The organism is Bordetella parapertussis, assembly GCF_020735925.1.
Classification (GTDB): Bacteria; Pseudomonadota; Gammaproteobacteria; order Burkholderiales; family Burkholderiaceae_B; genus Bordetella; species Bordetella pertussis.
Window position 1 is genome coordinate 1,907,658 of the sequence record NZ_CP085971.1, and the last position, 20,517, is coordinate 1,928,174.

The window sequence follows — 20,517 nt, forward strand, 5'->3', positions numbered from 1 at the left end:
AACGGCGCCATGTCCGCCGTCAAGATTTCAATTCGAGGAGGTTAGATATGTCTGTTTCTCCGACTTCGCCCGGCTCTTTCGGGGCCGGCCCTGTCTTTGACTCCGAATTGCAGGCCCCGGCCCCGTCGGCGCAGCGTCGTGGCGGTGCGGCGCCTGTGCCGCCGCCCGTCGATCGGCGCGGCGTCGAGCCGGGAGATCCCACGCTGGGCATGCTGCCCGCGCCCGATTTGCTCGCGGGGGGCGCCGTCAGCCGCACCCGCGCGGCGCTCGACGATCTGGACGCAGCACGGCTCGGTGAAGACATCTACACCTTGATGGCGGTGTTGCAACAGGCCAGTCAACAGATGCGGGAGGCCGCCCGTATCGCTCGTGATGCCGAGGCCACGCGGCAAACGCAGGCTCTCGGCGATGCGGCCAGCCAGATGCGCCAGGCGGCCAACGAGCGCATGGCCGGAGCGATCGTGGCGGGCGCCATGCAGATAGCGGGTGGTTTCGTGCAGCTGGGGGCGGGCCTGGCAGCGGGTTTGCAGGCCATGGGTGGCGCAGCTGCGCAAGCCAAGGGCGCCGCATTTTCCGAGCAGGCCTCGACAAGCCGCAAGGTGGCGGCCGGCTTGCACGATGCCCCCGAGCTGCAGGCAACGGTGCAGGCCCGCGCAACCCAGCTCGAAGCGCAAGCGGCCTCGTTTGGTGCTGACGCGGCTCGTTCGTCGGCAAAGTCGCAGCGCGTATCGAGCGTTGCCCAGGCCGGCGCCGCGACGGCCGGCGGTATCGGCAGCCTGACCAGCGCTGCCCAGGAACGCCGCGCCGCCGAGCACGAGGCCAGGCGCGCGGAGCTGGACGTCGAAGCGAAGGTGCATGAAACGGCCTCGCGGCGGGCCGACGAAGCCATGCAGCAGATGCTCGACATCATCCGCGGCATCAGGGAAAAGCTGGCCGGAATGGAGCAGTCCCGCAGCGAGACCGCCCGTAGCGTGGCCCGCAATATCTGAGTGTCCGGCTCCAACCTTCAATCTTGAGGATGACCGTCATGAGTACGACCATATCCACAGCCCCGAGCGGCGCCGCGCTTGCGCCGTCTCGCATAGATATGCGGGCACCGGAGCCCGGGAGTGCCGGCGAAGGCGCCGGCATCCTGGCGCCGGTGACGACGCTGGCTCTGGCGGCGGGCCGGCCGGCTTTTCCAGCGTCACCGTCGCTGCGCACCGCGCCCGTCCTGGATCCGCCAGTGCGCGATCTCAGCCCCGCCGACTTGGCCGACCTGCTGCGCGTCTTGCGATCCAGGGCGGTGGACGGGCAGTTGGCCACGGCGCGCGAGAACCTGCAGGACGCGCAAGTCAAGGCGAAGCAGAACACCCAGGCCCAGCTCGACAAGCTGGACGCATGGTTTCGGAAGGCCGAAGAGGCCGAGAGCAAGGGATGGCTGAGCAAGGTGTTCGGCTGGATCGGCAAGGTGCTGGCGGTCGTGGCATCGGCCCTGGCGGTGGGCTTTGCCGCCGTCGCCAGTGTGGCCACCGGCGCGGCGGCCACACCCATGCTGCTGCTCAGCGGCATGGCACTGGTCAGCGCCGTGACATCGCTGGCCGACCAGATATCGCAAGAGGCGGGAGGCCCGCCTATCAGCCTGGGCGGGTTTCTCTCCGGGCTGGCCGGACGTCTGCTGACAGCGTTGGGGGTGGATCAGTCGCAGGCCGACCAAATTGCCAAGATCGTCGCCGGCCTGGCCGTGCCCGTCGTCTTGCTGATCGAACCCCAGATGCTGGGCGAAATGGCGCAAGGCGTGGCCAGGCTGGCTGGCGCCAGCGATGCCACCGCGGGGTACATAGCCATGGCGATGTCCATCGTGGCGGCGATCGCGGTCGCCGCGATCAATGCCGCCGGTACAGCCGGCGCGGGTAGCGCTTCGGCGATCAAGGGGGCCTGGGATCGGGCCGCCGCGGTAGCCACCCAGGTCCTTCAAGGGGGTACGGCAGTGGCGCAAGGCGGCGTCGGCGTGTCGATGGCAGTCGATCGCAAACAGGCCGATCTCCTGGTCGCCGACAAGGCGGATCTGGCGGCGAGCCTGACAAAACTGCGGGCGGCCATGGAGCGTGAGGCGGACGATATCAAGAAGATCCTGGCTCAATTCGACGAGGCCTATCACATGATCGCGAAGATGATCAGCGATATGGCGAGTACGCACAGCCAGGTCAGCGCCAACCTCGGGCGGCGCCAGGCGGTGTAGCGCCGGGCGCTCAAGGAATTTTCATGACTGTTCACGACGACGCGGCCGCGGCGCTGCGCGCCCGGCTGGATGCGCTGCCGGGCAGCCGGCGCCTGACGGCCGAGCAATTGGAAGTGATTTACGCGATGGCGTATGCGCACGTCGCCAGGTGCGAGTACGGCAAGGCGCTGCCCATCTTCGCCTTCCTCGCGCAGTATGGTCCCACGCGCAAGCATTACTGGGCCGGGCTGGCGCTATGCCTGCAGAAGACCGACCGTCCCGACGAGGCGCGCAATATCTATGCGTTGATCCTCACGCTCTATCCCGATTCCGCGGACGCCGTGTTGCGCACGGCCGAATGCGAGCTGGCGTTGGGTGAGAACGAACGGGCACAGGCGGCCCTGTTCGGCGCAATTGCCATCGATGCAGAAAGTGGGCAGCCAGGTCCGGTCTCGCACCGTGCGCGCGCTTTGCTCGATCTTATTTCAGTTTCACATCCGGAGTAACTCCATGCATTCAGACTCAGGTTCAGATTCAGGCTCAGGCTCAGGCTCAGGCTCAGGTTCACCCATGGCCTCGTCGATACATCCATCGGAACCGATACAGCCGATGGAGCATGTGCTCGAGGAGGCCGACGCCCGCCTGCTTACCGAAGTGGGCTTTCTGGCGGCGGCCGTCAGCGATCTGACGCGCGCGGACGCCATTTTCAATGCATTGCAACGTGTACGGCCGGGCCGGACGTATCCCTGCATCGGCCTGGCGGTCGCCCGCATGAACGCCGGGCTGCCCGACGAAGCCGCCGAGGTCCTGGCGAATTTCCAGCCGGCACAGGCGGAGGACCGCTCGGAACTGGACGCCTGGTGCGGGTTCGCCCTGTTGCTGGCCGGCCGCTCGGACGAGGCGCGCCGCATGCTGCAGCGAGCCATCGATGCGGGTGGCGAGGCGGCAAGGCTGGCGCAGGTCGTGTTGGACAGCGGACCCGCCATGATGCGGCCCGCGCCGTTGCAGTCCGAGCCATTACCTGGAGCTCCTGGATGAATTTGGATCTGACGGCGATCAACGCCGTGCAGGAACGGCTGCTCGCTCGATCGTTCGACATGCCGCGGTCTCCCGCGATGGCGGATCAGGCGCGCTTTGAGTTGGCGCTGGGCGAGATGCCCGGCGCATCGGCCCCGAACGGGGCGATCGCCCCGGCACCGGCCGAAGGCCCGGCGGCGCCGGTCGCGCTCGGCGAGCCGCTGGGCCGTCGCATTCTTGGACAGTTGCGCGGCGGCCTGGCCGATGTGGCAGGAAAATGGCGGGCGGTGCAGACGGGCTTGGCCGAGGTGAGCCAGGCGCCTACCGTGGTGGGTATGCTCGATCTGCAGGCCAGGTTGCTACAGGCATCCGTGGAGTACGAGTTGGTGGGCAAGGCAATAGGGCGCGCCACCCAGAACGTCGACACGCTGGCGAGAATGTCATGAACGCCATCGGGGCGATCCAACGGTATCGGCGCGGCGCGGGATGGGCGGCCCTGGCGCTCGCCCTGGCGCTGCTGGCCGGCTGCGGCGCCCGCGTCGAGCTGTTGGGCGCGGCGCCCGAGAACGAAGCCAACGAAGTATTGGCGGCGCTGCTCGAGGCAGGCATCGCTGCGCAGAAGCAGTCCGGCAAGGCCGGCTACGCGGTTTCGGTGCCGGCCGAGGCGGTGGCCCGGTCGCTGGAGATCCTGCGCGCAAGCGGCCTGCCCCGCGAGCAGTTCGACGGAATGGGGCGCATATTCCGCAAGGAAGGCCTGGTTTCATCGCCGCTCGAAGAGCGCGCCCGCTACATTTATGCGCTATCTCAGGAATTGGCCGACACTCTGTCGCAGATCGACGGCGTGCTCAGCGCCCGCGTGCACGTGGTGCTTCCCGAGCGCGGCGCGGTCGGCGAGCCGGCCACCCCTTCGACGGCAGGGGTGTTTCTCAAGTACCGCGACGGACAGAGCCTCGACGCGCTCGTGCCCGAGATCCGCAAGCTGGTCACGCATGCTATCCCGGGCCTGGCCGAGGACCGTGTATCGGTTGCCCTGGTGGTGGCCCAGCCCGTTCAGGCCGCACCCGTGCCGGTCGCGTGGCGCCGCGTGCTTGGCGTACAAGTCGCGGACGGATCGGTCCTGAGATTTTCGCTGTTGCTGCTGTTGTTGCCGGTGCTGTGCCTGATAGTGGCGGGGGCCGCGCTCTACGCCTGGCGCACGCGCTGGTCCCGCGGCGAAGGGCGCGGCGGCGCTGGCGCCGGCGCCACGGAAGGAGCCGGGCATGACTGAGAAGAGCGTGCTGCTTTCCGAGCGGCTCATGATATTCAATCTCCTGCCCAGCCTGACCCTGCATGCCAGTCGCCACGACGAGACGTTTCCAGCCGATTGGGTGCGCGCGTTGTGCAATGCCGACGCGGCGTTGGCCAACGCATGGCATCGCCATTGGTCGCGCTGGATCTTGTGCGAGCTGGGCCTGCTGAACCAGCCGGTCCTGAGCCTCGATCCGCCGCAGTTGAAGGTCGCGCTATTGTCCACGGACGCCTTGCGCACCTGCGCCGCCCATGCGGGAGCGCTGCTGTGCGCGCCGCGCCTGCGACGCGCGATAGACGGCGCCGAGGTCCGTACCTTGCATGCCGCGCTCGGGCGCGATGTGATGAATTTCGCCGTGTCTTCCGCGGCGCGGGCCCTGCATGACGGGATCGCCGCCAGTTCGGACTGGACCCTGGCCGCCACGGTCCAGGCGGCGCAGAAACTGGGCTGGGCCCTGCTGCGCGACGCCGTGCAGGGCGCCGCCGACGAGATAGCGCTGCGTTGCGCGCTGAAGTTGCCGCGCGACCTTGATCCCGCGCCCGTCCTGCCGCCCGAGGCGGCGCTTGCGCTGGTGCTGTCCATGCTCGAAATCCTGGATGCCGAATGGCTTTCCTCGTTCCCCGCCCAAGCCTGATCCAGGCGGTACGGCCCTGCCGTGCGGATCCCGCGACCGACGTCTTGCGCGCCGAAGACTACGCCGAGCTGCTCAGCGCCGCGCAGATCGTTGCCCAGGCACATCGGCGGGCCGACGAAATCGTGGCCGAGGCGCGAGAGGAGTTCGAGCGCGAGCGCAGGCGAGGCTATGAGGAGGGGCGCCGCGAAGCGCTTACGGATCAGGCGGAGAAGATGATAGAAACGGTAAGCCGCACGATCGACTACTTCGCGGGTATCGAGAACGAGATGATCGAACTGGTCATGAGCGCGGTCCGCAAGATCGTCGACGGTTACGACGACCGCGAGCGCACCGTGATCGCCGTGCGCAACGCATTGGCGGTCGTGCGCAATCAGCGCCAGATGACCTTGCGCCTGCACCCCGACGAGGTGGATGTGCTCCGGGAAGGCATGAACCAGCTGCTGGCGGCCTATCCGGGCGTGGGCTACCTGGACCTGCTGCCCGACGCCAGGCTGACGCCGGGAGCCTGCATACTGGAGAGCGAGATAGGCATGGTCGAGGCCAGCCTCGAGGACCAGCTGTGCGCCTTGCGGGCGGCCTTCGAACGTACATTCGGCCGGCGCGGATAGGGGCATGCGTCAGTACCACTACATCACGGAGATGATGCGGGTGGCCCTGCAGGATCTGTCCACGTTGCGGATAAAGGGCCGAGTGGTGCAAGTGGTGGGAACGATCATCAAGGCCGTCGTTCCGATGGTCAAGATCGGCGAAGTGTGCCTGCTGCGCAATCCTGGCGAGGACTTCGAGATGCACGGCGAAGTGGTGGGCTTTGTTCGCGACGCCGCCTTGCTCACGCCCATCGGCGACATGTACGGGATTTCCTCGGCGACCGAGGTGATACCGACCGGACGCACGCATATGGTGCCCGTCGGTCCGGGCTTGCTGGGACGCGTGCTGGACGGGCTGGGACGTCCGCTGGACGTCGCCGAGTCAGGGCCGCTGCATGCCCACAAGTTCTATCCGGTCTTCGCCGATGCGCCGGATCCGCTGACGCGTCGCATCATCCATGCTCCGCTGGAGCTGGGGGTGCGCGTACTGGACGGTTTGCTTACATGCGGGGAAGGCCAGCGTCTGGGAATTTTCGCAGCAGCCGGCGGCGGCAAGTCGACCTTGCTGGGCATGCTGGTCAAGGGCGCCGCGGTCGACGTGACGGTGGTGGCGCTGATCGGCGAGCGTGGGCGGGAAGTTCGCGAGTTCCTTGAGCACGAACTCGGTCCGGAGGGCAGACGCAAGAGCGTGATCGTCTGCGCGACCAGCGACAAGTCCTCGATGGAGCGTGCCAAGGCGGCATACGTCGCAACCGCCATCGCCGAATACTTCCGCGATCAAGGGCAGCGTGTACTTTTTCTGATGGACTCGGTCACCCGCTTTGCGCGAGCCCAGCGTGAAATCGGCTTGGCGGCAGGCGAGCCGCCGACGCGGCGCGGCTATCCGCCGTCGGTGTTCGCCACCCTGCCAAAACTGATGGAGCGCGCCGGCATGAACCAGACGGGTTCGATCACGGCGCTGTATACGGTGCTGGTCGAGGGGGACGACATGAACGAACCGGTGGCCGACGAGACGCGTTCGATACTGGACGGCCACATCGTGCTCTCGCGCAAGCTGGGAGCGGCGAATCACTATCCTGCCGTCGACGTGCTGGCCTCAGCCAGCCGGGTCATGAATGCCGTGGTGTCGCCACGTCACAAGTACCTGGCCGGACGTATGCGCGAACTGATGGCCAAGTACCAGGACGTCGAGCTGTTGGTGAAAATCGGCGAGCACAAGCAGGGCGCCGATGCGTCGACCGATGAGGCGATACAGAAGATCGGACAGATCAATGCGTTTCTCAGACAACTAACCGACGAACGCGAAGCATTCGAGGATACCGTACTGCGCATGGCTGAAATCATCGGACCCGAATCCTAATGGACCTGGAAAGCCTGCTTGCCATCAAGCATTTTCGCGCCGACCAAGCCCAGCTTGCGCTGAAACGCCAACAGCAGGCCTGCGCGGTTGCTGCCGCGGCGCAGCGCCAGGCGCAAGGCCGCCTCGACGATTGTCGCCTGTGGGCCGGGCAGCTCGAAAACCGTCTTTATGCCGAGCTGTGCCGGCGCATCGTCAAGACACGCGACATCGACGAGGTGCTGCAACGAGTGGGCCACGCCCGCGACCGCCAGGCCAGCCTGGCGCTGCAGCTCGACGACGCCGTGCGCCGCCACGAGCATGAAATCCAGCTGCTCGCGCAGCAGCGCGAGCAGCACCGGGAGTGCTTCCAGGCGCAGCAACGGATCGCCGAGTTGGTGCGCCTGCAGCAGGTCGAGGCGGCGGCCTTGCGCGAGAGCCTGGAGGATCGCGAAATTCAGGAAGCCATCGAATTGTCGGCGCGTGGGCGCGACGATGCATCGCGAGCCGGTGACGGCCTGGCGCGGCTATGAACCAGCCAGACGGGCTGGGTTCGCCCATGGCCGGCGGCGGGCAGCGCATGGGCGTGGCGCGCACGCCGTATGCGCGTCAGCCGGATCGGGATGCGCAGCGTGCCTTCGAGCGGGAAATGGAACAGGAGAAAGCGAAGGAAGAACTGTCCGGGTCGCAACGCCTGGCGCCGGGGCCGGCCTGCGTCGGCTGGCTGGCGTCGGTGGAACCTGCGGCCGGCCGTCCGCCGGCCAGTCTGGCCCAAGCGCTGGCAAGCGTGGCTGCGGGGCTGGCGGTAGGCGACGTGCTGGAGGGGCATCGCGAAGCCCGTATCGTTGTGGACGATACGCTGCTACCCGACACCACCTTGTCGGTACGGGAGGACGGCGGCTGGATCGTGGTCGCTTTCGCGTGCCGGCAGCGGGACGCTTGCGAGCGCCTGCACGCGTGCGCCGACCGGTTGGCCATGGAGCTCGCGCTGGAGCTGGCGCGCGATGTCGAGGTTACGGTGGCATGCGACGGCGAGCCGCACGAGCGGGTGGCGCGCGCGCAGCGGCCGTGGCGATGAATCGAGTGGCCGGCGGGGCGGCGGCGCAGGCCGCTGGCATGGTGGATCTCGCGGTTCCGCGGTTGAGCGCCGGCGAGGCCCATGCCCTGTCGAGGATTGCATGCCATGGCGCGCGATTCGACGTTCGGCTTGGCGAGCCGGCCGTGTGCTGGCACTGCGCCCTGACGCCTTGCGTGCATGGCGACCTTGCCGATGGCGAGATGGAAAGCCTGCAACTGCAATGGGCCGGGACGTACATCGGCCTGACGGTTCCGCGCGCGGCCGCGGCGGGATGGCTGGCGGCGCGCCTGCCCCGGTTTTCCGGCGTGGAGTTGCCGGAACCCATTGCGGCGGCGGCCCTGGAGGCAATGCTGGAGGAGGTCTGTCGAGGCATGGCCGGACTCGACCAGCAAGGCCCGGTCCGCGTGGCGCGGCAAGGCGGGAAGCCACCGGTTCAGCCGCATCGCTGGACCCTGACGGTACGGGCGCCTGACGGTAGCGTCTGGCGCGCGGTACTGGCATGCGACGCATGGGCCTTGCAAGCGGTCGCGGCGGCGTTGGATTCCGTTGCGCTTGCCGATGGTCCGGTCAATCCGGAGCGCGTGCCGGTCAGGTTGCGTGCCGATGTCGGCGCGGCGTCCGTGGCCGCAGGCCAGCTGCGGACGCTGCGAGCGGGCGACGTCGTGCTGCTCGCGCAGTACCGGGTGAACGATGCCGGAGAACTATGGTTGTCGGCCGGACCCAGCGCGATCCGGGTACGGGCCGAGCACGCGTCTTTTCGTGTAACTCAAGGTTGGACTCCCATCATGACGGAACCCGCGACACCTGACCCTGGCGAAACCCCGGCACAGGCCGAGGCGACGCTCGACACCGATCAGATACCCGTGCGCCTGACGTTCGACCTGGGCGAGCGCGAGTTCACGCTTGCGCAACTGCGCAGCCTGCATCCGGGTTGCACGTTCGACCTCGAGCGGCCCATCGCCGACGGGCCGGTCATGGTGCGGGCCAATGGCCTGTTGCTGGGCAGCGGCCGGCTGGTCGACATCGACGGCCGCATCGGCGTGGTATTGCAGTCGGTCAGGCCTGGACTCGCATGAGCGATACCGACCCCTTCAGCCTGGCCCTTTTTCTGGCGCTGCTGGCGCTGGTACCGCTCATCGTCGTCATGACCACGTCGTTCCTGAAGATCGCCGTCGTGCTTGCCTTGGTGCGCAACGCCCTGGGAGTGCAACAGGTACCGCCCAACATGGCCCTGTACGGCCTGGCGCTTATTCTTTCCGCGTATGTGATGGCGCCGGTCGTTCACAGGATAGGCACCGAGGTCCAGGCCTTGACCGCGCAAGCCGGGGAGTCCGGCACCGCCGCGCCGATGGCGCTGGACGCCGTGCTTGGCGTGGTCGAGCGAGGAGTGGCGCCGCTGCGGGCCTTCATGCTGCGCAACAGCCAGCCGGCCCAGCGTGATTTCTTCCTGCGCACAGCGCGTCATCTGTGGGGCGAGGAGGCATCGCGGGACCTGTCGGAAGACAACTTGCTGGTACTGACGCCCGCATTTCTGGTTTCGGAGCTGACCGCCGCATTCCAGCTTGGCTTTCTGCTGTACCTGCCGTTCATCATCATCGACCTCATCGTATCGAACATTCTTCTTGCCATGGGAATGATGATGGTTTCTCCCGTGACGATCTCCATGCCGTTGAAGCTGTTCCTGTTCGTCATGGTGGACGGCTGGACGCGCCTGATCCAGGGCCTGGTGCTTTCCTATCGGTGACCAGCATGCAAACCCAAGACCTGGTTTCGTTCATGACACAGGCGTTGTACCTGGTGCTCTGGCTGTCGTTGCCGCCCATCGCCGTGGCGGCGATCGTGGGAACGCTGTTTTCCCTGTTGCAGGCCTTGACGCAGGTGCAGGAGCAGACCCTGTCCTTCGCCGTGAAGCTGATAGCCGTGTTCGCCACGCTGATGCTGGCGGCCCGGTGGATAAGCGCGGAAATCTATAACTTCACGATTGCGGTGTTCGATGCCTTTCATCGGATCCACTGAGCGGCCAGTCGATGCACACGGAGTTCAATTTCGTCGAGGCGAAGGTTTTCCTGGGAACGCTTGCCATGACGCAACCGCGGATACTCGCGGCCATGCTCTTTCTGCCGATGTTCAACCGTCAGTTTCTGCCTGGTCCGCTACGTTACGCCGTCGGCGCCTGTCTCGGGCTGATCGTGGTTCCCCAGCTGGCGCCGCAGTATGCCGCGCTGGATATCGGCTGGCCCCGGCTGCTGGCGCTGCTGGCCAAGGAGGCGATGGTGGGCATGTTCCTGGGTTGGCTGGCTGCCTTGCCATTCTGGATCTTCGAGGCCATCGGCTTCGTCATAGACAACCAACGGGGCGCCAGCCTGGGCGCTATCCCCAACCCCGCCACGGGCAACGATTCGTCGCCCCTGGGCATTCTCTTCAATCTGGGATTCATGGTGTTCTTCCTGACGGCGGGCGGATTCGGGTTGTTCGCCACGATGCTGTATGACAGTTTCGGGTTGTGGAACATCTGGGCGTGGTGGCCATCCATGCCCGCGCAAGGCGCCGTGCGGATGCTGGACCAGTTCAGTGGCTTTGCCGCGCGTGTCCTGCTGCTGGCCTCGCCGGCCATCGTGGCCATGTTCCTGGCCGAGCTGGGCCTGGCCCTGATCAGCCGCTTCGCGCCTCAACTGCAGGTGTTCTTCCTGGCTCTGCCGGTAAAGAGCGCGCTGGTGCTGCTTGTGCTGGTGCTGTACATGGCAACGTTGTTCCAGTATGCAGGCGAAATCCTGGGTTCTGTGGGCCGGATCGTGCCGTTCCTGCATTCAGCGTGGCCCGGCTCATGAGCGGCGAGAAAACCGAGCAACCCACCCCGAAGCGCCTGCGCGATTCCCGCGAGAAAGGCGAGGTCGCACACAGCCGGGACTTTACCCAGACGGCGCTGATATGCGCCTTGTTCGGGCACTTTCTGATCAATGCCCCGTCCATTCTCGCATCGCTGCGAGCGCTGATACTGGCGCCGGCGGCCTTTGCCGACCAGGCGTTCGCCGTCGCATTGGGGCCCGTGCTGACGGAAATCCTCGATCAGGCCGTCCGCGTGCTCGCTCCGCTGATTCTCATCGTGCTTGGGGTGGGGATGTTCGCCGAATTCCTGCAGGTAGGCGTCGTGCTGGCGTTTCGAAAGCTCAAGCCTTCGGCGGAGAAACTGAATCCCGCCGGCAATCTGAAGAATATCTTCTCGGCGCGCAACCTGATGGAGTTCATCAAGTCGGTATGCAAGATCCTGTTTCTGGCGGTGCTGGTCACGTTGGTGATACGGGATTCCTTGCAGCCGCTGATGGCCGTTCCCCATAGCGGGCTGGACGGGTTGCGAACGGGCGTAGGCCGCATTCTGCAGGTCATGGTCTGGAACATCGGACTGGCGTACGGGGCGATTTCGCTGGCGGACCTGGCTTGGCAGCGTTACCAGTATCGCAAAGGCTTGCGGATGAGCAAGGACGAAGTGAAGCAGGAGTACAAGGAGATGGAAGGCGATCCCCATATCAAGCAGCAACGCAAGCACCTGCACCAGGAGCTGATCATGCATGGCGCGGCGGCCCAGGTTCGCCGGGCGACGGTGCTGGTGACCAATCCGACGCACCTGGCCGTGGCCCTGTACTACGCGGCGGGCGAGACGCCCTTGCCGCGCGTGCTGGCCATGGGGCAGGGAGCCGTGGCCGCTCTCATGGTCGAGGCCGCGCGCGATGCCGGCGTGCCGGTCATGCAGAACGTCGCGCTGGCCCGCGCCTTGCACGACCAGGCGGAGGTGGACCAATACATTCCCGGCGAGTTGGTGGAGCCGGTGGCCGCGGTGTTGCGGGCGGTGCGCCAGGCACTCAAGGAGCAGACATGACAGCAACCATTCATCCCGATATTGCCGATTATGCGCGACGCCATGGCCTCGATCCGTCGGTCGACGCCGATGGCGGGCTTGCCGTCCGGATCGACGGACGGCATCGCGTCAGGTTGATCCCCGCCGAGGACGGCATGCTGATGTTGCGGGCGCGGCTGGCCGAGCTGCCCGATGGGTGGCAGGCGCGCTCGGCGCAGTTGCGCCAGGCGGGCCTGCTGGCCAGCGCCATGGCCCCTGCGACGGATGCGTACTGCGGCATAGACCAGGGCGAAACCGCGTTGTACCTGCACCAGCGCGTCGCACCGGCCGGCAGTGCGCTGGCGGTGGACGAGGCGGTGGGCGAGTTCGTCAATGCCTTGGCCACTTGGAAAAGGGCGATGGCGCAATGGCAATAGGTCGGCTTGGGTATCTTGTCCGCGGCGCATGGGCCGGGGGTGTCATGCTGTTGGCGGCCGGTAGCGCGTGGGCGGCGCCGAACTGGCCTTTGGCGCCGTATAGCTATTACGCGCAGCAGCAGAGCCTGTCCGATGTGCTGCGCGAGTTCGCCGCAGGCTTCAGCCTGGCGTTGCAACAGGGCAAAGGGGTGCAAGGCGTGGTCAATGGGCGTTTCAATGCGCGCACACCCACGGAGTTCATCGAGCGTCTCAGCGGCATCTATGGGTTCAACTGGTTCGTGCATGCCGGCACGCTGTATGTCAGCCGCACCAGCGACGTGGTTACCCGCGCGGTGGATGCAGCCGGAGCTTCGCCGTCGGCGTTGCGCCAGGCCTTGCTGCAACTGGGCATCCTGGACGAACGTTTCGGGTGGGGAGAGCTGCCGGCGCAAGGCGTGGCCATGGTGTCAGGGCCGCCGGCCTATGTCGCGCTGGTCGAACAGGCGGTAGCGGCGTTGCCCAAGGGGGCCGGCAATCAGCAGGTGGCGGTGTTTCGCCTCAAGCATGCTTCCGTGAGCGACCGGGTGATCCGTTATCGAGACCAGCAGGTCGTTACGCCGGGGATGGCCACCATGCTGCGCCAATTGATCCTGGGGGCGGGGCCGGGCAACGACGCGGCGTTGGCCGCGGTGGCGGCGCCGCTGCGGGAAAATCCGCCGGTGTTCGGCGATGCGGCCGCTGACGGGAAAGCGCCGCTCGCTGGCGCGGCCCAGGCAGCTGGCCGGCGCCTGAGCGAGCCCAGCGTGCAGGCCGACACGCGCCTCAATGCCTTGATCGTGCAGGATATTCCCGAACGGATGCCGATCTACCGTGCCCTGATCGAGCAGTTGGATGTGCCCAGCACCCTGATCGAAATAGAGGCCATGATCGTGGACGTCAATACCGATCTGGTCAACGAACTGGGTGTTACCTGGGGGGCGCAGATCGGAACCACCAGCCTGGGGTATGGCGATCTGGGGCTGCGTCCCGGCAACGGTCTGCCCGTGGACGGCGCGGCGGCCGAGCTGGCGCCCGGAACCTTGGGGATCAGTGTCAGTACCCGGCTGGCGGCGCGCTTGCGTGCGTTGGAGTCGGACGGGCAGGCCAATATCCTGTCTCAGCCGTCCATCCTGACCGCCGACAACCTTGGCGCCATGATAGACCTGTCGGATACCTTCTACATTCGCACCCTGGGCGAGCGCGTAGCGACGGTCACGCCTGTCACGGTGGGTACGTCGTTGCGTGTGACGCCGCGCTATATCGCCGCCAAGGGAGGACGCCAGGTGGAATTGGCGATCGATATCGAGGACGGAAGGGTCTTGCAGGAGTATCCCATCGATGGTCTGCCCCGGGTCCGGAAAAGCAGCATCAGCACGCTGGCGGTGGTGGGGGACGAGCAGACGCTGCTGATCGGCGGCTACAACAATCGCCGTGACGAAGAGCAGGTCGAGAAAGTGCCGCTGCTGGGAGATATCCCAGGCCTGGGGTTCTTGTTCTCGAGCAAGTCCCGGGCGGTACAGCGCCGTGAGCGGCTGTTCCTGATCCGGCCGCGTGTCGTGGCCATCGAGGGCAAGCCGGTCTTCAGCCCCGTTGCGGGCACGTCGCAGGTGTTCATGAGCACGGGCTGGGGCGGGCATGGCAGCAGCCTGAGCATTGCACCCGGCGAGGACGGGCATACACAAGTGCGTCATGATGCCCGCGCGGGCAGGCGGGTCCGGCTGGTGCCGGATGCATTGCATGTGGAGTATGGCGAGGCGGGGGAGGCGTCGCCCTGAGCGTGGCCCGGGCAGGGGGGGGCTATACGGCACGCTGTCGTAGCCTCGTTCGCGCAGCGCTTCGCGCAAGGCACAGCGGGCGCGGGAAAGTCGGCTGCGAATGGTTCCTACAGGAACCGAAAGCAGTGCGGCAGCCTCTTCATAGGAGAGTTCTTCCACGCCGACCATGAGGATCACGTCGCGCATGCTTTCGGGGAGCTGCTCCAGCGCTTCGCGTAGCAAGCGCATGCGTTGACGCTGCTCGGTCACGGCTTCGGGGTTGGGCGCACTGCATGGCATGACACCCAGGCTGGCGTCGGAGGTGAATTCATAACGGCGCTCTGGCGCACGCGACAAGTGATTGCGGACCAGATTGAGCGCGATGCCGTACAGCCAGGTGGAAAGCTGGGAGTCGCCACGAAACGATTGATACGCGCGGGCCGCTTCGGCGAAAGCCTGTTGCGCAAGGTCCTCGACGTCGCTGCTGTGGCCGATGTGCTTGGCGATGAATCTCTGCAATCGGCCGGCATGTTCGGCTACCAGGCTGCTCAGCAACTGCTGGTCCGATCGCTCGGTGGCGATATCGGGATATGCGTTGTCCGGTTTTTCGAGAGAAGCGGGAAGACCGGATGACGGGGGAGAAACCATGCAAAGCGATACCAAGTGAAAGGGTGATAATTCACGTCACCAAGATACTGACTGCCGGTTTTATCCGGCAGTTGTTAACTTCCGAAACTAATGTCGGATCGCGGTCGCTACCGGAGCATTCAGATACAACGCGCTGAATGCCTTCCGTAAAACTTACGATGCGACGTATGAGGACTACATCAGGTGGTGCGCAAGGACCTCGCGCAACCATTCTTGCGCCGTATGGGCGGATACCGGCGCCTTACCTGATTGTGCGGCGGATGCGAAGCGCTGCTGCATGCTTTCGTCGATCGTGGCACGCAACGTTCCGGATATCTGATCGGGAGAGACACCGGTGTCGTGACAGACTTGTCGGAAGCCGGCGGTGTCGGCGCGCGCCGACCAGGACAGGAAGGTAAGGAAATCCACGCCCTGCAGGGCGTGGCGTGAGGTTTCCGCCATGTCGACGGCTCGCGTGACGACACGCGCCGACAGCGATGTCGTCGGGGCCGCGTGCAGATCGAGCTCCTTGGCGACGGCGCGGGCGATTCCCGTGCCGTAGGCCAGCGCCAGCGCGCTGGAAAACATGACAAGCGTGTCCTCGTCGGTGGCGACCCAGGATACGTTGCGCCCTGATGGCGTCGTGCCGGATGCGATGACCTGGAACTGCTCGCCTGCTTTGGTGACATAAAGGGTCTCTCCTTGGCTGGCGGCGCGCGCAAAGACATCAAGCTCCAAAGCAGGTAAAGCGGGTGGGATCTGGAAGTTCATGCGGTGGGCCGTTGTCTCGAATCCTTGGGTGTATCGCGTTCTACGGAGCGGGAACATGGAATATGCACTGTGTGACGCTTTCGGCTCTTCGGTTCCATGCCGGCATGACAAACCCGACGGCATGCATGCCTCGCTCCCGTCCGGCCATCGAGGCTCGCCTTGAACGCTGCGCAAAGTGTCGGCCATACGCTGGGCCTCGAGCTGGAAATGGTGGTGGCCTGTCGTGCGACCGGGGCCAGCCATCCGGTGGCGCGTCATTTCGAATCGCTGCGCAACTTGCGCCGTCAACGCGGAGAGTCCGTGCAGGAGTGCCGGCTGGGCGCGCGCCTGTGCGGGGTGGGCGGTCCCCATGGCCTGAGCGGGCTTGATAACGGCTATAACCTGCTCGAAACCGCATTCGCGCCTGTGAACGGCGGCGCTGGAGGGCTGCGCCGATTGGCCGAAGCGGTGCGCCGCGAGCTGCGCGACACGCAGCTCGCCTTGGCCGCGGAGGGGGCGATGCTGATCAACGCGGCCGAGCACCCCGCCGCCAGCCTGGATGCCGACTGGTACCGGCGAGTGCGGGTGCCGCGGCCCATCTACGAGGAGCTCGTCGGCCAGCGAGGCTGGCTGCACCGGATCGGGATAGACGCCAAGGCACAGAACAGCCCCTGCACGTCGGTTCCCGTGGCCATTGCCGCGCGCTGCCTGAACGTCGTGCTGGCGCTGGCTCCCGCGCAGATCGCCATGTTCGCCAACAGCCCGCTGGAGGCAGGGCGGGTTACCGGTCTCAAGGAAAACCGCCTGACCCTGTGGCCGCGCATGTTCCGAGGCGCGCGCTACCTGGGCGACGACCTGCTGCATCGCCTGCCTGCAAGGCCGTTTCGCGATCTCGGCGATTATTTCCGCTGGATGTTCGGCGGATTGACCTCCAGCCGGGCGCTACCGCCGGGCGATGCTTGCGACTACAAGAACGCCGATGTGGCCTGCCTGGTGGGAGCCCCTTCGCTGGCAGAGTTCCTGTATGCAGGCGCGTGGCCCGCGCGAAACCTGAATGATGGCGGTTCCGTGCGTCTGGCCGCGCGCAGCGAACATTTCGTCTATTCGCAGTTCGCGCAGTTCCTGGACGCGCGTTGGCGCTACAGGATGCCGATTGTCCCCGCCTTGCCGGCGCTGTTGCGAGCCTGGGACAGGCAGGGCGGCCTGGAAGCGCTGTTCGAGCAGGCCGGCGCGCAAGGTTACATCGAGGGGCGCGCGCCGGGTGCGGTATTTGCCGATGCCGACTTGCTGCGCTCAGCCGGCGATGCCGTCGCGGCCAGCGCGCCGATGGCGGCGTCGGCGCTGCAATTGGGGCTGTTGCGCAATCTGCACGACGCCGAGGCCCTGGTGAGGCGATGGGGCTGGCTGCGCTTGCGCGCGTTGCGCGATCGGGCCATCGCTTTGGCGTTGGACGATGCGCAGGTGCGCTGCCTTTGCCAACAGGTCGTGGCGGTAGCCGAAGGCGGACTGGCCGGCGACGAACAGCAATGGCTCGATTATGTGCGTTACGTGGTGGAAACCGGCGAGACCGCCGCGGACCGCATGCTGCGCTTGTGGCGCCAGGCGCGCGGCACGTCTGAGATGCGCCGCGCACAGGTATGCCGGCAGCGCGCGGTGCTGTCCTAGGGGCCGGCACATTCTTTTCCAGGTCTCGTTGGCCAGGCCCGTCAGCGCTCCGCTTCGTACACCTCGTCGGCCGCCAGCAGAATATCCACCGGTGGGTCGAAGCCGATGCGCCGCGCCGTTTCCAGATTGATGGCTATCTTGGCGGGGGCATTCCAGACCTGGCTGATGCTGCGCGGCTTTTCCCCATTGAAAATGCGGGCAATGGTCTGGGCGTGGAACATGCCTACGCTGGAGTAGTCCGCCTTGGCCAGGCTCATCAACAGGCCGGCCTTGACCTCGTCGGAGCCTTGCATCGAGAAACTGGGTACGCGGGCGGCGCGCAGCAGCGCGGCGAGCTGCTTGACGGACGTCGAGGTGATGCTCCGGTGCTCGGTGACGTAAAAGGCGTCGACTTCGCTCGACAGCTTCTGGTAGCAATTCAGAACGTTCTGGGTTGCTGTGGCGATGGGGATGCCGGTCGCGCGTGCGTCGCAACGCTTGACGGAGAAATCCAATGTCGGCATTAGTGCAGCGACCTTATCGATGGCTGCGTAAGTGCGGCCTGCTTCGGTGTCTTCGTAGACCAGTCCAAGCGTCTTGAACGGCACGATGTCATGGAGCAGCTGGATCTGCCGCTGGTAGTGGTCGGGCTGTACCCGGGCATGCAGGTTGTCCTGGCCGCTGTCGGCCGCACTGGGTATGATCCGGGCGCTTATCGGGTCGGTCGACGAGACGACCACGGTGGGTACCGGCGTGCCCAGTTCGACCATGTCCTGTCCGGCCCAGGTGCCCATGGCGATGATCAGGTCGATGTCCTTGGCGCCACGCAGGCGTGCCGCAACGGCTTCGCGCACGGCGGGCCGCAAGGCGGTGTCGAAGTTGCCGGGCTGCCACCACGCATCGGGCACGAACTCGATGTAGTTGCTGCGGGCATGCGTGGCCAGGTAAAGCCAGGCCTTTCGCATATCGGTTATCTCAGGCATGTCGTCGATATGCAGCCATCCGAGTTGTTGCAATGCGCGCGCGATCGCGTAGAGCGTGCGCAGATACTCTTCGTACTCGCCGCTACCCACATAACCGATGCGCCATTTCTGGCCGGAGGTATGGGAGGGAGGCGGAAGGCGGGGCGAGGTAAGGGCGACGTCGGAGCTCAGGGCCGCGACAGGAGGAGGGCTGGATGCCGCCGCGATGGGCCACGCGAGGCCAAGAAGCAGGGCGAGCAGGGCGAGCGGGGCGAGCGGGGCGAGCGGGGCGAGCGGGGCGAGCGGGGCGAGTATTCCGGGGCGAAGGGTCATGGGCGATGAATGGCGATGATGGTGAGATCGTCGGATTGTTCGGAATCGGCGGCGAATTCGCGTAGGTCGTGCAGAATGTGCTCGATGAGTTCGGCCGCTGCGCGCGGCGCGCCCTGCATCAGGGCGACCAGCCGCGGCAGCCCATACTGGGCGCAGCCGCCGTGGATGGCTTCGGTGACGCCGTCGGTAAACGCGACCAGCGAGGTGCCGTTCGGCAAGGTGGTGCTCAGGGTGGAATACGCTTCGTTGTCCAGCACGCCGCAGGCCGCGCCGCTGCTTCCTTGAAGCAGGCGAACCTCGCCTCGTTCGTCGATGAGCAACGGCGGCGGGTGGCCGGCGTTGACCCAGGTCAGGGCGCCTGTTTCCGGGGTGAAGACGCCTATCAGCAAGGTGACGAACATCAGCTTGGGATTGTTCTCGACCAGACGGTGGTTCACCTTGGTGGCGATGGCGCCCGGGTCGTGCTCTTCTTCGGCCACGCTGCGTATCAAGGTCCTGACGATGGCCATGAACAGGGCCGCGGGCACGCCTTTTCCGGATACGTCGCCGATGGCAAAGCACAGACGCCCGTCTGCCAGCACGAAGTAGTCGTAGAAATCCCCACCGACCTCCCGGGCCGGGTACATGACGGCACGCAACTGGCTGCCGCGCGTGGCCGCATCGGACAACGGCTGGGGAAGCAGGCCAAGCTGGATGGAGCGGGCAATGCTCAATTCGCTTTCGAGGCGTTCGCGGTTCGATATCTGCGCCATCAGGGCCCGCACATTGTGGTGCAGCTGTTCGTTCATGAACAGGAACGATTCGGCGAGTTGTCCGACTTCGTCGCGCCGCCGGCGCGGCAGGCATGCCACCGACGGCGGAACCCGGATCGGCTCGGTGAGGTCCTGGTTGGGAAGCTGGCGAGCGTAGTTGCTCAGTTGCGCCAACGGCCGGGCGATGCGCACCGCCACCACCCATGCCAGCATCAGCCCGGCCAGCAAGGTGGCGGCGAAGATCAGTGCCTGCCGGCGCGCCAGGTTCTGTGCCGGGTCGGTCAGGTCCGGCTCGGGAACGACACCGATGATGGTCCAATGCAGCGGCTTGTATCGCAGGGCGTCGATCTGCCAGGCGCTTTCGCCGTTGGTAAAGCGCAACGTCAGGCCGCGGGTAGACGAGATTTCGGCAAGCATCGTATGCAATACCCGTCCCGATTCGACGTCTGTCGAATCCAGCAGCCGGGCGGCCGATGGGGGCGGCGGCACGATCACCGTGCCATCGTCCGCAACCACGAACACGAAACCATGGCGGCTGAGCCGCAGCTCCGACAGGTTCCGGTCTATCGCGGCAATCATGTTGGCTTTCTGGGCGGCAACCTTGTCGATGATGGCTTGTGAGCTATCGGAGATGGCGAGAACCCACTTCCACGCGGGGAAGTACACGAAATAGGCGTGCCGCATCTGGGCGGACTCGTCCAGGGGAGACGGATAGATGGCGAAGCCGCGACCGCCGTTGCGGCTTTCCTCGTACATGGCGGCGGCGAGCGGCCGGCCCTTGAAATCGCGGATCCCGGAGAGGTCCCGGTCGATCATCCGGGGGTTGGTGCTGGCCAGCACGGTGCCTTCCGCGTCATAGGCGAAGGCGACGCGGCGTGGCCCCAGGTCGAGATGGTTCAGCCAGACACGCGCCATGCCCTTGGCGGCGCCGGTCGTGACGTGTCCGCGCTCGGCCTGCGCGGCATAGGCGTTCAGCACCGATATCACGACCGCGCTGAGCTGGATCAGTTGCCTGCGGCTTTCCCGGATGGTGCGGATCTTGTCGTCGAGCAGCGTGGACCAGCGCGTGTCGGTGTCACGAACTACCAAGTCCATGATGTTACTGACGGCATGCAGTTCGTTCTTGATGATGTTGTTCGTGACATCGCGCTGGGTCACGAGCATCACGACGATGCCTACGAGTAGCAGCGTGGATGCAATGAGCAGGAGGAACTTCCCACGCAATGAAAGCGGCAGCTCTAGCCGGGGAGTACGGCGCATGAACATGA

General features: G+C 65.9%; 22 protein-coding genes and 1 pseudogene. 19 read left to right on the plus strand and 4 right to left on the minus strand.

The features are described from left to right. Window positions 1-47: 47 nt before the first annotated feature. The 18 genes from sctB to bscC are packed head-to-tail and all read left to right on the plus strand — an operon-like array spanning window position 48 to window position 14,202. The gene (gene sctB, locus LK409_RS09150) at window positions 48-989 is read left to right on the plus strand and encodes a type III secretion system translocon subunit SctB (protein WP_010928431.1); all 942 of its coding nucleotides are present in this window, start codon (window positions 48-50) and stop codon (window positions 987-989) included. 23 nt (window positions 990-1,012) lie between these two features. Then, entirely contained in the window at window positions 1,013-2,221 is a 1,209-nt protein-coding gene (bopB, locus tag LK409_RS09155; protein WP_010928432.1) for a type III secretion system translocon subunit BopB, read from the plus strand. A gap of 23 nt (window positions 2,222-2,244) precedes the next feature. Further along, complete coding sequence (bcrH2, locus tag LK409_RS09160; protein ID WP_003809889.1) at window positions 2,245-2,706, plus strand: SycD/LcrH family type III secretion system chaperone BcrH2; 462 nt, start codon at window positions 2,245-2,247, stop codon at window positions 2,704-2,706. Between the two features lie 4 nt (window positions 2,707-2,710). Continuing rightward, window positions 2,711-3,238: a type III secretion system protein Bcr4 gene (bcr4, locus tag LK409_RS09165; RefSeq protein WP_010928433.1), complete on the plus strand. Its 528-nt coding sequence runs from the start codon at window positions 2,711-2,713 to the stop codon at window positions 3,236-3,238. Then, window positions 3,235-3,663 carry a type III secretion system inner rod subunit SctI gene (gene sctI / locus LK409_RS09170; protein ID WP_003809891.1) on the plus strand — a complete coding sequence of 143 codons (429 nt, stop codon included), beginning with the start codon at window positions 3,235-3,237 and terminating at the stop codon, window positions 3,661-3,663. The genes bcr4 and sctI overlap by 4 nt, the downstream gene beginning before the upstream one ends. Next, on the plus strand, window positions 3,660-4,484 hold the full coding sequence (gene bscJ / locus LK409_RS09175) for a SctJ family type III secretion inner membrane ring lipoprotein Bsc (protein WP_010928434.1): 825 nt from the start codon (window positions 3,660-3,662) through the stop codon (window positions 4,482-4,484). Before sctI ends, bscJ begins: the two co-directional genes overlap by 4 nt. Then, the gene (gene bscK / locus LK409_RS09180) at window positions 4,477-5,139 is read left to right on the plus strand and encodes a SctK family type III secretion system sorting platform protein BscK (protein WP_003809894.1); all 663 of its coding nucleotides are present in this window, start codon (window positions 4,477-4,479) and stop codon (window positions 5,137-5,139) included. The genes bscJ and bscK overlap by 8 nt, the downstream gene beginning before the upstream one ends. After that, entirely contained in the window at window positions 5,109-5,747 is a 639-nt protein-coding gene (gene bscL / locus LK409_RS09185) for a SctL family type III secretion system stator protein BscL (protein ID WP_076879814.1), read from the plus strand. Before bscK ends, bscL begins: the two co-directional genes overlap by 31 nt. 4 nt (window positions 5,748-5,751) lie before the next feature. Next, entirely contained in the window at window positions 5,752-7,086 is a 1,335-nt protein-coding gene (bscN, locus tag LK409_RS09190) for a SctN family type III secretion system ATPase BscN (protein ID WP_010928435.1), read from the plus strand. After that, on the plus strand, window positions 7,086-7,595 hold the full coding sequence (gene bscO, locus LK409_RS09195) for a type III secretion system central stalk protein BscO (protein WP_010926206.1): 510 nt from the start codon (window positions 7,086-7,088) through the stop codon (window positions 7,593-7,595). The genes bscN and bscO overlap by 1 nt, the downstream gene beginning before the upstream one ends. Next, window positions 7,592-8,140 (plus strand): type III secretion system protein BscP, encoded by a 549-nt coding sequence (bscP, locus tag LK409_RS09200; protein WP_003809901.1) that lies wholly within the window; start codon window positions 7,592-7,594, stop codon window positions 8,138-8,140. Before bscO ends, bscP begins: the two co-directional genes overlap by 4 nt. After that, window positions 8,137-9,216 carry a SctQ family type III secretion system cytoplasmic ring protein BscQ gene (bscQ, locus tag LK409_RS09205; RefSeq protein ID WP_010928436.1) on the plus strand — a complete coding sequence of 360 codons (1,080 nt, stop codon included), beginning with the start codon at window positions 8,137-8,139 and terminating at the stop codon, window positions 9,214-9,216. Before bscP ends, bscQ begins: the two co-directional genes overlap by 4 nt. Next, complete coding sequence (bscR, locus tag LK409_RS09210; RefSeq protein WP_003809905.1) at window positions 9,213-9,884, plus strand: SctR family type III secretion system export apparatus subunit BscR; 672 nt, start codon at window positions 9,213-9,215, stop codon at window positions 9,882-9,884. The genes bscQ and bscR overlap by 4 nt, the downstream gene beginning before the upstream one ends. A gap of 5 nt (window positions 9,885-9,889) precedes the next feature. After that, complete coding sequence (bscS, locus tag LK409_RS09215; RefSeq protein ID WP_033447679.1) at window positions 9,890-10,156, plus strand: SctS family type III secretion system export apparatus subunit BscS; 267 nt, start codon at window positions 9,890-9,892, stop codon at window positions 10,154-10,156. 11 nt (window positions 10,157-10,167) lie between these two features. Further along, on the plus strand, window positions 10,168-10,968 hold the full coding sequence (gene bscT / locus LK409_RS09220; RefSeq protein WP_010928437.1) for a SctT family type III secretion system export apparatus subunit BscT: 801 nt from the start codon (window positions 10,168-10,170) through the stop codon (window positions 10,966-10,968). Continuing rightward, window positions 10,965-12,014, plus strand: a complete 1,050-nt coding sequence (gene bscU, locus LK409_RS09225) for a SctU family type III secretion system export apparatus subunit BscU (RefSeq protein WP_003809911.1) — start codon at window positions 10,965-10,967, stop codon at window positions 12,012-12,014. The genes bscT and bscU overlap by 4 nt, the downstream gene beginning before the upstream one ends. Continuing rightward, window positions 12,011-12,409 carry a type III secretion system protein BscW gene (gene bscW / locus LK409_RS09230; protein WP_010928438.1) on the plus strand — a complete coding sequence of 133 codons (399 nt, stop codon included), beginning with the start codon at window positions 12,011-12,013 and terminating at the stop codon, window positions 12,407-12,409. Before bscU ends, bscW begins: the two co-directional genes overlap by 4 nt. Continuing rightward, the gene (gene bscC / locus LK409_RS09235) at window positions 12,400-14,202 is read left to right on the plus strand and encodes a SctC family type III secretion system outer membrane ring subunit BscC (protein WP_003809915.1); all 1,803 of its coding nucleotides are present in this window, start codon (window positions 12,400-12,402) and stop codon (window positions 14,200-14,202) included. Before bscW ends, bscC begins: the two co-directional genes overlap by 10 nt. A gap of 27 nt (window positions 14,203-14,229) precedes the next feature. Here the strand turns inward: bscC and LK409_RS09240 are convergent. Continuing rightward, window positions 14,230-14,829, minus strand: a pseudogene (locus tag LK409_RS09240) (RNA polymerase sigma factor); the annotation flags it as partial. A 174-nt stretch (window positions 14,830-15,003) separates the two neighbouring features. Continuing rightward, the gene (bspR, locus tag LK409_RS09245; RefSeq protein ID WP_010928439.1) at window positions 15,004-15,702 is read right to left on the minus strand and encodes a type III secretion system regulator BspR; all 699 of its coding nucleotides are present in this window, start codon (window positions 15,700-15,702) and stop codon (window positions 15,004-15,006) included. A 36-nt stretch (window positions 15,703-15,738) separates the two neighbouring features. Here bspR and LK409_RS09250 point away from each other — a divergent pair, with 36 nt between their 5' ends. Then, window positions 15,739-17,223 (plus strand): glutamate-cysteine ligase family protein, encoded by a 1,485-nt coding sequence (locus LK409_RS09250; RefSeq protein ID WP_010928440.1) that lies wholly within the window; start codon window positions 15,739-15,741, stop codon window positions 17,221-17,223. A gap of 41 nt (window positions 17,224-17,264) precedes the next feature. Here LK409_RS09250 and LK409_RS09255 read toward each other — a convergent pair whose 3' ends face one another. Both LK409_RS09255 and LK409_RS09260 read right to left on the minus strand, forming a co-directional pair. Beyond that, complete coding sequence (locus LK409_RS09255) at window positions 17,265-18,497, minus strand: ABC transporter substrate-binding protein (protein ID WP_010928441.1); 1,233 nt, start codon at window positions 18,495-18,497, stop codon at window positions 17,265-17,267. Beyond that, complete coding sequence (locus tag LK409_RS09260) at window positions 18,494-20,515, minus strand: SpoIIE family protein phosphatase (protein ID WP_010928442.1); 2,022 nt, start codon at window positions 20,513-20,515, stop codon at window positions 18,494-18,496. The genes LK409_RS09255 and LK409_RS09260 overlap by 4 nt, the downstream gene beginning before the upstream one ends. Window positions 20,516-20,517 lie beyond the last annotated feature (2 nt).